The sequence below is a fragment of the Streptomyces sp. NPDC048481 genome, assembly GCF_043200075.1.
In the GTDB taxonomy this organism is placed as follows: Bacteria; Actinomycetota; Actinomycetes; order Streptomycetales; family Streptomycetaceae; genus Streptomyces.
Genome location: NZ_JBICXC010000002.1, coordinates 485,205 through 497,337, shown reverse-complemented (window position 1 = coordinate 497,337; position 12,133 = coordinate 485,205). Strand labels below are relative to the sequence as shown.

Annotated in this window: 2 protein-coding genes (1 of these 2 running past the window's edge); both read left to right on the top strand. The window is 74.5% G+C overall.

All coding sequences use genetic code 11. The annotated features are described in order from the left end of the window. Positions 1 to 2,108 carry the 3' end of a non-ribosomal peptide synthase/polyketide synthase gene (locus ACGFSH_RS08455; protein ID WP_393346240.1) on the top strand. It extends 20,197 nt beyond the left edge of the window, so only the last 2,108 of its 22,305 coding nucleotides appear in the window; its start codon lies off the left edge, out of view; the stop codon is at positions 2,106 to 2,108. Beyond that, on the top strand, positions 2,108 to 12,133 hold the full coding sequence (locus tag ACGFSH_RS08450; RefSeq protein WP_393346238.1) for an amino acid adenylation domain-containing protein: 10,026 nt from the start codon (positions 2,108 to 2,110) through the stop codon (positions 12,131 to 12,133). Before ACGFSH_RS08455 ends, ACGFSH_RS08450 begins: the two co-directional genes overlap by 1 nt.

The following is a 12,133-nucleotide window of genomic DNA, read 5'->3' as shown; positions in this document are numbered from 1 at the left end:
CCGTGGCTCCCGGCGTCACCGGCGAGCTGTACGTCGCGGGCGCCGGTCTGGCCCGCGGTTACCTGGGCCGTCCGTCGCTGTCGGCGGAGCGGTTCGTCGCCGATCCGTTCGGCCCCGCGGGCGGGCGCATGTACCGCACGGGCGACCTGGTGCGGTGGACCGCCGACGGCGAGCTGGAGTACCAGGGCCGGGCCGACACGCAGGTGAAGCTGCGCGGTTTCCGTATCGAACCGGGTGAGGTGGAGTCGGCCCTGAACGCCGTGTCGGGCGTGGCGGGGGCGACGGCGGTGGTGCGCGAGGACCGTCCGGGCGACCGGCGTCTGGTCGCCTACTACGTCGGTGACGCGGACCCGGCCGCCGTGCGGGCGCAGGTGGCCACCGCGCTGCCGGACTACATGGTCCCGGCCGCCCTGGTGGTCCTGGACGAGATCCCGCTGACGCCCAACGGCAAGGTCGACCGGGCGGCACTTCCCGCGCCGCAGTGGTCCACCACGGGCGGCGGCGGACGCCGGCCCGCCGACGGCCGCGAGGAACTCCTCTGCCGGATCTTCGCCGAGGTCCTCGACCTGCCCGACGTCGGCCCCGACGACAGCTTCTTCGACCTCGGGGGCGACAGCATCATGTCGATCCGGGTGGTGAGCCGCGCCCGCGCGGGCGGGCTGCTGGTCTCGGCCCGCGACGTCTTCAGGGAGCGCACTCCCGCCCTCCTGGCCCGGGCGGCCACGGCGGTGCCGGCCACGACGGAGGACCGGGACGCCGGAACGGGCGTCTTCGCGCCCACACCGATCATGCGGTGGCTGGAGCAGTACGAGGACACGGACGGTTTCAACCAGTCGATGACCGTGCGCGTCCCGGCGGGCCTCGACGAGCGGGCACTGGTCCGGGCCGCCCAGGCCCTGGTCGACCATCACGACGTCCTGCGCCTGCGCCACCACCCGGACGGCACCTACGAGGTGCGCGCACGCGGCGCCGTGCCGGTGTCGGTCGTACGCGTCGACCACGGCGACGCCGAAGCCGCGGAGACGGCCCGCCGGGAACTGTCCCCGGCGGCCGGCGAGGTGGCACGGTTCCGCTGGTTCGACGCCGGGCCCGACGCCCCGGGCACGCTGCTGATCGTCCTGCACCACCTGGTCGTGGACGCGGTGTCGTGGCAGATCCTGCTGCCCGACCTCGCCGCCGCGTACGAGGCGGCCGCGGCCGGCCGGGCTCCCGAACTGGCCCCCGTCGCCACCTCGTACCGGACCTGGGCCGGGCATCTGCGGGCGGCGGACCGGCGGGCCGAGCTCCCGGTGTGGCAGGAGATCGCCGCGACCGCGGAGCCGCTCCTCGGCGCCCGCCTGCTCGACCCGGCGCTCGACACCGCCGCCACCGCCCGGGAGATCGAGCTGACCCTGGCGCCGGAGGTCACCGAGGCGCTGCTCACCAGGATCCCGGCGAGCGTCAACGGCAACGTCACCGACGCACTGCTGTGCGGGCTGGCGACGGCGGTCGTGGAGGAACGCGGGGCCGGACCGGTCCTCGTCGACCTCGAGGGGCACGGAAGGGAACACGTCGCCGACGGGGTGGACACCTCCCGGACGGTCGGCTGGTTCACCAGCCTCTACCCCGTCAGGCTCGACCCGGTGGGCCGCACGCCGATCGACCGGCTCAAGCAGGTCAAGGAGCAGATGCGCGCGTTCCCCGACAACGGCGTCGGCTACGGCGTCCTGCGCCATCTGCGGGGCGAGCCCGGTCTGGCCGTCGCGCCGCAGATCGGCTTCAACTACCTGGGCCGGTACACCGACGGTGACGAGCCGGCCGACTGGGAGACCGTCGACGGGCCGACGCCCGCGCCGCGGTCGCCGGGGATGCCGATGACGCACGCGGTCGAGATCACCGCGGTCACCGAGAACCGCGAGGGCCGTCCGCACCTCGTCGCCACCTGGACCTGGGCGTCCGGACTGATGTCCGAGCCCGGGATACGGCGGCTCGCACACGCGTGGTTCGACGCGCTCACCGCCCTCGCGGACGAGCGGCCGGACGCGGTCGGCCTGACGCCGTCCGACCTGAGCGATGACCTGACACAGAGCGAGATCGACAGCCTCGAGGCTGAACTGGGGGATTGGTAATGAAGCGCTCGCGCCTCGAAGACGTACTGCCGCTCACACCGTTGCAGGCGGGACTGCACTTCCACTCCCTCTATGACGACGAGGCCGTGGACGTCTACAACACCCAGCTCGTGCTGGCGCTGTCCGGTGAGGTGGACGGGGCCCTGCTGCGCCGCAGCGCCGAAGCCGTCCTGCGCCGGCACGCCAACCTCAGGGCGGGGTTCCGGCTGCGGGCGGACGGCCGGCCGATGCAGATCATCCCCCGCGACGTGAAGCCCGGCTGGTCCGAGCCGGTCCTTCGCCCCGAGGAACTGGACGCGTTCCTGACGGCCGAGCGGGCCACCCGGTTCGACCTCGCCCGGCCGCCGCTGATCCGGTTCAGCCTGGTCCGCCTCGGGCCGCGCGAGCACCGGCTCGTGGTGACCAACCATCACATCCTGCTCGACGGCTGGTCGGCTCCCCTGCTGGTCGACGAGCTGTTCGAGGTCTACGAGGCGCAGGGCAGCACCGACGGGCTGCCCCCGGTCACCCCGTACCGGGACTACCTGGGCTGGCTTGCCCGGCAGGACGCGGAGGCCGGCGCGCGGGCATGGAGCACGGCTCTCGCCGGCCTCGACGGCCCGACCACGGTGGCCCCCGGCGCGCCCGCGGGCAAGGCGCTGCCCGAGCGGATCGCCGCCGAGCTGGCGCCCGGCGCCACGGCCCGTCTGGTCCGGATGGCGGCCGAGCGCGGCCTGACCGTGAACAGCCTGGTGCAGGGCGCCTGGGCGATGGTGCTCGGGCAGCTCACCGGCCGCGGCGACGTCGTCTTCGGCGCCACGGTCTCCGGCCGCCCGGCCGATCTGCCCGGTGTCGAGGCCATGATCGGCTCCTTCATCAACACGCTCCCGGTACGCGTCGGGCTGGACCCCGCCGCGACGTTCGCCGAGGTCGTCGGCGACCTCCAGCGCCGCCAGGGCGACCTGCTCGACCACCACCACGTCAGCCTCGCCGAGATCCAGCGGGCTGCGGGACTGGGGGAGCTGTTCGACTCCCTTCTCGTGTTCGAGAACTACCCCTACGACGAGACGAAGGAGAGCCCGGCGGGGAAGCTCGAGATCGCCGACATCGACGGCGGCGGCGCGACCCACTACCCGCTCAGCCTCATCACCGGCATCGCCGGAGACCGTCTCGTCGTCCGGCTCGACGTCCGTCCCGAGCAGTTCGACCGGGCGCAGGGCGCCGCCATCGCCGCCCGGTTCCTCCAGGTCCTCGAAACCGTCGCCGACGACCCCGACCTGCTCGTCGGCCGCATCGACGTGACCCTGCCGGCCGAGCGGGAACAGGTCGTCGAGGCGTGGAACGCCACGGATCTCGAACTGCCCGCCGCGGTCCTGCCCGAGCTGCTCGACGCCCAGGCGGCCCGCACCCCCGACCGGGTCGCCCTGGTCCTGGAGGGCGAGGAGGTCACGTACGCGGACCTGCACGCCCGGGCCGACCGGATGGCCCGCCACCTCGTCGGCCGGGGCGCGGGTCCGGGCAAACTCGTGGCCCTCGCCCTGCCCCGCTCGGTGGAGCTCCTCGTCGCGCTGCTCGCGATCGTGAAGACGGGCGCGGCCTACCTGCCGGTGGACGTCGGCTACCCCGCCGACCGCATCGCCCACATGCTCGCCGACGCCGCCCCGATCTGCGTGCTGGACAGCGCGTACCTGGCGGCCACGGACACGACGGGTCACGCGGACGTCCCGCTCACCGACGCCGACCGGCTTCGCCCGCTGCACCCGTCCGACCCCGCGTACGTCATGTACACCTCCGGATCGACGGGCCGCCCCAAGGGCGTCGTCATCCCGCACGCGGCCGTCGTGAACCGGCTCGACGGCATGCAGCGCGCCTACCCCCTGGAGGCCGACGACCGGGTGCTCCAGAAGACCGCCACCAGCTTCGACGTCTCGGTCTGGGAGTTCTTCTGGCCCCTGCTCCAGGGCGCCACGATGGTGATGGCCAGGCCGGACGGGCACCGCGACCCCGAGTACCTCGCCGAGCTGATCCGCGCCGAACGCGTGACGACCGTCCACTTCATCCCCGCCATGCTGTCGGCCTTCGTGCAGACCCCGCAGGCCGCCGGCTGCACGAGCCTGCGCCGCGTGTTCTGCGGCGGCGAGGCCCTCCCCGCGGACCTGCACCGCGACTTCCGCGACCTGCTCGACGTCCCGCTGCACCACCTGTACGGCCCGACCGAGGCCACCGTCGACGTCACCGCGTGGGACGCCGGCCGCGAGCCGGGCCCGGGCAACGCGCCCATCGGCTTCCCCGTGTGGAACACCCGCGTCTATGTGCTCGACCGGGCGCTGCGCCCGGTGCCGCCCGGCGTGCAGGGAGAGCTCTACCTCGCCGGCGTCCAGCTCGCGCACGGCTACCTGAACCGGCCGGGCCTCAGCGCGGAGCGGTTCGTGGCCGACCCGTTCGGCCCGGCGGGATCGCGGATGTACCGTTCCGGCGACCTGGGGCGGTGGAACCCCGACGGTTCCCTCCAGTTCGCCGGCCGCGCCGACCGCCAGGTCAAGGTGCGCGGCGTCCGGATCGAACTCGACGAGATCCGGGCCACGGCGGCCGAACTGCCCGAGGTGGGCCAGGCCGTCGTCACCGTGTCCGGCGAGCGTCTCGTCGCGTACGTCGTCCCCCGCGGCGACCACGAGGGCGGCGACGACCTGATCCGCACGGTCCGGGAGCACCTCGCCGCCCGGCTGCCCGAGACGCTCGTGCCCGGCGCGGTCGTCCTCCTCGACGCCCTGCCGCTGACCCCCAGCGGCAAGCTCGACACCGACGCGCTGCCCGCCCCCGAGTTCGAGGCCGCCCCCGCGACGCGCACCGCGGCGACGCCGCAGCAGGAGATCCTGTGCGGCCTGTTCGCCGAGGTGCTCGGCCTGCGGCAGGTCGGTGTCGACGACGACTTCTTCGCCCTCGGCGGGCACTCGCTGCTCGCCACCCGGCTGGTCAGCCGCATCCGCTCCACGTTCGCCGTCGAGCTGCCGATCCGCGCGCTGTTCGAGGCGCCGACCCCGGCCGGGACGGCCGCCCGTCTCGACACCGCGGCCACCGTCCGTCCGCCGGTCCTCGCGGGCGCGCGGCCCGAGCGCCCGCCGCTGTCGTACGCGCAGCGGCGCCTGTGGTTCCTGTACCGGATGGAGGGGCCCGCCGCCACCTACAACCTGCCGATCGCGCTGCGCCTGACGGGCCCGCTGGACCGGTCCGCGCTGCGGGCGGCGATCACCGATGTCGTGCAGCGGCACGAGGCGCTGCGGACCGTCTTCCCGGACTTCGCGGGCACCCCCTACCAGCGGGTCCTGCCGGCCGGGGCCGATCTGAGGGTGGAGCGCTTCTCCCCGGAGGCGTTCGACGCGGCGGTCGGGCACGCCTTCCGTCTCGAGAGCGAGGTCCCGCTGCGCGTCACGCTCTTCGAGTCCGGCCCCGAGGAGCACACGCTGCTGCTGCTCATGCACCACATCGCCGGCGACGGCTGGTCCGCGGCCCCCCTCGCGACCGACCTCGCCACCGCCTACGCGGCCCGCTGCTCCGGTGAGGGCCCGGCCTGGCCGGCCCTGCGCGTGCAGTACGCGGACTTCGCCCTGTGGCAGCACGAACTCCTCGCCGGCGAGGAGGACCCCGACAGCCTGATGGCCCGTCAGCTCGACTACTGGCGGACGGCGCTGGCCGGCGCTCCCGAACTGCTCGAACTGCCCACCGACCGGCCGCGGCCCGCGGTCGCCGGGAACGGCGGCGCCGTCGTGGAGCTGACCGTGCCCGCCGGCGTCCACGAGTCGCTCGCGGCCCTGGCCAGGACCCATCAGGCGAGCCTGTTCATGGTCGTCCAGGCCGGCATCGCGACCCTGCTGACCCGGATGGGTGCGGGCACCGACATCACCCTGGGCACGGCGATCGCCGGCCGCACGGACGAGGCGCTGGACGACCTCGTCGGCTTCTTCGTCAACACCCTGGTGCTGCGCACCGACGTCTCCGGGGACCCGTCCTTCGCCGAGCTGCTGCGGCGCGTCCGCACCGCCGACCTGGCCGCGTACTCCCACCAGGACGTGCCGTTCGAGCGGCTGGTCGAGGTGCTCAACCCGGCCAGGTCGCTGGCCCACCACCCGTTGTTCCAGGTGATGTTGACGTTCGCCAACACCGCGGGCGGGGACTTCGGGATGGCGGGTCTCGACGTGGTCCGCGAGCACGTCGGCGCGGACACCGCCAAGATCGACCTCTCCTTCTTCCTCGCCGAGGAGCACACCGAGGACGGACGTCCGGACGGACTGCACGGCGCGATCCAGTACGCGACGGACCTGTTCGAGGCCGAGACCGTGCAGGCGATGGCCGACCGTCTGGTCCGCCTGCTCACCGCGGCCGCGGCCGACCCCGGCCGCCCGGTCGGCGACCTGCCGGTCCTGTCGGCGCCGGAACGCGACAGCGTGCTGGCCGGCTGGAACGGCCCCGTGCGCGACGTGCCCCGGACGACGGTGCCGGAGCTGTTCGCCGCGCAGGCGGCCCGGACCCCCGCGGCCGTCGCCGTGGTGTGCGGGGAGGACCGCGTCACCTACGCCGAACTGGCCGGCCGCGTCGACCGTCTCGCCCGGCGCCTGGTCGCCCGGGGCGCCGGCCCGGAGACCTTCGTGGCCATCGCCCTGCCGAAGTCCGTCGATCTGGTGGTGGCGGTGCTCGCCGTCTTCCGGGCCGGGGCGGCCTACCTGCCGCTGGACCCGGAGCACCCGGCCGACCGGCTCGCCTTCGTGCTCGACGACGTCGATCCGCTGCTGGTGCTGACCACCGCCTCCACCGAGCTTCCCGGCACGCGCCCGCGCCTCCACCTGGACGCGGACGCGTCCCCGGACGCGGACGGCGACGCCGCGCGGACGGGACCGCTGCCGGCGTTCGCGCCGGACAGCGCCGCCGCGTACGTCATCTTCACCTCCGGTTCCACCGGCAGGCCCAAGGGCGTCGTGGTGGAGCACCGCTCGCTGAACTCGTACCTGGCCTGGGCCCGCGACGCCTACGACTCCGTCGAGCGCGGCGCGCTCGTGCACTCGCCGATCTCCTTCGACCTCACCGTGACCGGCGTCTTCGCGCCCCTGACCTCGGGCGGCGCCGTCGACCTCGTCGACCTGGACGGGGACGCCCCGGACACCCGCCCCGCCTTCGTCAAGGCCACGCCGAGCCACCTGTCGCTGCTGCTGAATCTGCCGGACGCGTTCTCCCCCTCCGAGCAACTCGTTCTCGGCGGCGAGTCGTTGATGGGCGAACTGCTCGACGAGTGGCGCCGCCGCCACCCCGGCGTGACCGTGATCAACGAGTACGGGCCCACGGAGACGACCGTGGGATGCACCGAGTTCCGCATCGCCCCCGGCGACGCCGTCCCCGGCGGTGTCATCACCATCGGCCGGCCGGTCTGGAATACCCGGATGTACGTGCTCGACGAGAAGCTGCGGCCGCTGCCCGTCGGAGTGACGGGCGAGCTGTACATCGCGGGCGACCTGGTCACCCGCGGCTACCTCAACCGGCTCGGCCTCACCGCGGCCAGGTTCGTCGCGGACCCGTATGGCCCTCCCGGATCCCGCATGTACCGCTCGGGCGACCTCGGCCGGTGGAACCGGCACGGCGAACTGGAGTTCGTCGCCCGCGTCGACCACCAGGTGAAGCTGCGGGGCTTCCGGATCGAGCTGGGCGAGGTCGAGTCGGCCGTCGGCACGCACCCGGACGTGTCGCACGCCGCCGTCCTGCTGCGCGAGGACCGGCCCGGCGACAAGCGCCTCGTCGCGTACGTGACACCCGCCGGGCTGGACCTGGCGGCCGTGCGGGCGCACGCCGCCGACCGGCTCCCCGAGTACATGGCGCCGTCCGCCTACGTGGCGCTGGACCGGCTGCCCTTCACCGCCAACGGAAAACTGGACCGCGACGCGCTGCCCGAGCCCGAAGCCACGGCCGCCTCCGCCCAGGGCCCGCGCGACGCCCGCGAGGAAGCCCTCTGCACGATCTTCGCCGAGAGCCTCGGCGTGCCCTCGGTCGGCGTCGACGACGTCTTCTTCGACCTCGGCGGACACTCGCTGCTCGCCGCCCGGGTCGTCGCCCGCGTCCGCGACGAACTCGGCGCCGACGTCGGCATCCGGACCCTCTTCGAGGCGCCCACCGTCGCCGCCTTCGCCGCGCGGATCGCCGCGTCGGGACCGGACGCCGGACCGGCCCGCCCCGCCCTCGCGCCGCGCCCGCGGCCCGAGCGGGTGCCGTTGTCGGCCGCCCAGCGGCGCCTGTGGTTCATGTACCGCTTCGAGGGCCCCTCACCCACGTACAACGTCCCGCTCGCGCTGCGCCTCACCGGCAGGGTCGACCGGCCCGCGCTGCGGGCCGCCCTGTCCGACGTGGTGGGACGGCACGAGAGCCTGCGCACCGTCTTCGGCGACGAGTCGGGCACCCCGTACCAGCGGATCGTGACCGCGCAACCCGTCCTGGAGGAAGAGGCCGGCGACGGCATCGCCGCCGCCGCCGCGTACGCCTTCCGGCTCGACTCCGAACTCCCCGTCCGCTGCCGGCTCTTCTCCCGGAGCGACGACGAACACATCCTGCTCGTGCTCGTCCACCACATCGTCACCGACGGCTGGTCGACGGGACTTCTGCTGCGCGACCTGGCCACCGCGTACGAGGCCCGCAGCGCCGGGCGGGCCCCGCGGTGGACCCCGCTCCCGGTGCAGTACGCCGACTTCGCCCTCTGGCAGCAGGAGGTCCTCGGCGACGAGAGCGACCCGGACAGCGTGCTGGCACGCCAGACCGCGTTCTGGCGCGACACCCTCGCGGGCGCGCCGGACCTGCTGGACCTGCCCCTCGACCGGCCCCGGCCGGCCGTCCTCGGCCACCGCGGCGGCTCGGTGCCGCTGAGCATCGGCCCCGGCCTGTACCGCGCCGTCGCGGACCTCGCCCGCCGCCGGCACGCCAGCGTGTTCATGGTGGTGCAGTCCGCTCTCGCCGCCGTGCTCGCCCGGTACGGCGCCGGCACGGACATCCCGCTCGGCTGCGCGGTCGCCGGACGCGACGAGGAGGCCGCCCGCGAGCTGGTCGGCTTCTTCGTCAACACCCTCGTGCTGCGCACCGACGTCTCCGGCAGCCCCAGCCTGCACGAACTCCTCGACCGGGTGCGGGAGACCGACCTGGCCGCGTTCGCCCACCAGGACGTGCCGTTCGAGCGGCTCGTCGAAGCGCTCGACCCGGTCCGCTCGCCGGCCCATCACCCCCTGTTCCAGGTGATGCTCACCCTGGAGAACCTCGACGTCGCGGAGCCGGAGCTGCCCGGCCTGGCCGTCCACGGGGAGCAGGTCGACACCGAGACCGCCAAGGTCGACCTGGCGTTCGTCCTGGAGGAGGACGAGACCTCCGGGCTGAACGGCATCGTGCGGTACGCCGCCGACCTGTTCGACCCGGAGACCGCCCGCGCGCTGGCCGACTCCCTGGTGCGGCTGCTCACCGCGGCCGTCGCCGAGCCGGACACACCGCTGGACAGGCTGGACGTCCTCGGCCCGGAGCTGAGCCGGCGGGTCCTCCAGGAGTGGAACGACACCGCCCGCGACGTCCCCGCGCTCACCTGGCCGGAGCTCTTCGCGCGGCAGGCGGCCCGCACCCCGGACCGCCCGGCCGTGCAGTACGGCGCCGAGACGCTCAGCTACGCCGAGCTGGACCTGCGCGCCAACCGGCTCGCGCACCTGCTGCGCGAACGGGGCGCGGGACCGGGGGAGATCGTCGCGCTGCGGCTGCCCCGTTCGGCCGACCTGGTCGTCGCCGTCCTGGCGACGCTGAAGGCCGGAGCCGCGTACCTGCCCGTCGACCCGGGATACCCGGCCGAGCGGATCGCGTTCATGCTCGACGACGCCCGGCCGGTCTGCGAGCTCACGCCCGCCTCCTTCCCGGTCCCGGACGGGCTCCCCGGTACGGAACCGGCCGTCGCCCGGCGCCTCGACGACGCCGCGTACGTCATCTACACCTCCGGTTCGACGGGCCGCCCCAAGGGCGTCGTGGTGTCGCACCGCGGCATCGCCGGCCTGGCCGCCAACCAGGCCGAGCGCTACGAGGCGGGGCCCGGCAACCGCGTCGCACAGCTGATCTCCCCGAGCTTCGACGCGAGCGTCTCCGAGCTGTGCCTCGCCCTGCTCACCGGCTCCTGCCTCGTGATCCCCCCGGGCCTCCTGGCCGGCGACGAACTCGCCGCGTTCCTCGCCGACCGGCGCATCACCCAGGCGCACCTCACCCCGGCCGTGCTGTCCGGCCTGCCGCGGACCGCGCTGCCGGACCTGCGGGTGATCGTCACCGGAGGCGACGTGCCCGCGGCGGACGTGGCCGCGTACTGGTCCCGGGGCCGCAGGCTCGTCAACGCGTACGGCCCGACCGAGGCGACCGTCGACGTCGCGTCCTGGGTGTACGACGCTCCCGGCCGGCAGCCCGTCCCGATCGGCCGGCCCATCGCCAACGCCGGCGTGTACGTGCTCGACCGGTATCTGCGGCCCGTCCCGCCCGGCGTGACGGGGGAGCTGTACACGACCGGTCCCGGCCTGGCCCGCGGATACCTCGACCGTCCCGCCCTGACCGCCGGGAGGTTCGTCGCGGACCCGTTCGCCCCCGGCGGCCGGATGTACCGCACGGGCGACCTCGTCCGCTGGGACCGCACCGGCAGGCTGGTGTTCGCCGGCCGGGCCGACACCCAGGTGAAGCTGCGCGGCCTGCGGATCGAGCTGGGGGAGATCGAGTCCGCGCTCGCCGGACAGCCCGGCGTCACCCACGCCGCCGCGGCCGTCCACGCCGACCGGCTCGTCGGCTACGCCGTCCCGGCCCCCGGAGTCCGGCTGGACCCCGGGGAACTGCGCGGCCGGCTCGCCGTGCTGCTCCCGGCCCACATGGTGCCCGGTGTGGTCGTGGTGCTCGACAGCCTGCCGCTGAACCCCAGCAACAAGCTCGACCGCAAGGCCCTGCCCGTACCGGAGGTGAGCGCGGCGACGACCGGGCGCGATCCGCGCAGCCTGCGCGAGGAACTGCTCTGCGGCCTCTTCGCGGAAGCCCTCGCACTGCCCCGGGTCGGCGTCGACGCGAACTTCTTCGAGCTGGGTGGCCACTCGCTCCTCGCGATGGGGCTCGCCACCCGGATCGGCACCGCGCTCGACGTCGTGACGGACGTCCGCACGCTCTTCGAGGCGCCCACCCCGGCCCTGCTCGCCGCGCGGCTCGACACCGCCGACGACACCGGCCCCATGGCGGTGCTGCGCCGGGCCGGCGACCGCCCCTCCCTGTTCTGCGCCCCGCCGGCCCTCGGCCTGAGCTGGTGCTACGCGGGCCTGCTGCGCGGACTGCCCGAGGACGTGGGCCTGTACGGCCTCCAGGCGCGGGGACTCGACGGCCCCGGACCGCTGCCGGACTCGCTGGCCGCGTGGGCGCTCGACGCCGTCGAGCACATACGCGCCGTGCAGCCGCAGGGCCCGTACCACCTGCTGGGGTACTCGACCGGGGGCAACATCGCGCACGCCGTCGCCACCGCCCTCCAGGAGCAGGGCGAGCAGGTGGCCCTGCTGGCCGTCATGGACTCCCGGCCGGGCGACCCCGCCCAGGAGGGCCCGGTGGAGGAGCAGCGGCCGCTCACCGCCCAGGACGTGCTCGCCGTCCTGAGCGACGACGCGGGCGGCGACCCCGACGACCGGGGCGACGAGGCGGAACAGCGGGCCCGGGCACGGGGCCTGGTCGGAGAGATCCTCGGCGGCGCGGCCGACGAGCGGCTCTTCGACGTCATGATCAACACGATCATGGTGGTCACGGCACACCGGCCCGCCGCGTACAAGGGCGAGGTCGCCCTGTTCACCTCGGGCGGCGAGGAGAGGGCCGCGGAGCTGGCCGCCGCCTGGGCCCCCTACGTGGACGGGGAGCTGAAGGTCACCCCGTTCGCGTGCGGGCACGACGATCTGCTGGAGCCGGCCCTGCTGCGCGACGTGGCGGCGCGTATCGCCGGGTCCTTCGAATGCGACCCGGAAATGGCCGTAATAGAGGACCGATAA

Coding starts and splice junctions, on each gene's coding strand:
- ACGFSH_RS08450 (WP_393346238.1), top strand. CDS start 2,108: ATGAAGCGCTCGCGCCTCGAAGACGTACTGCCGCTCACACCGTTGCAG.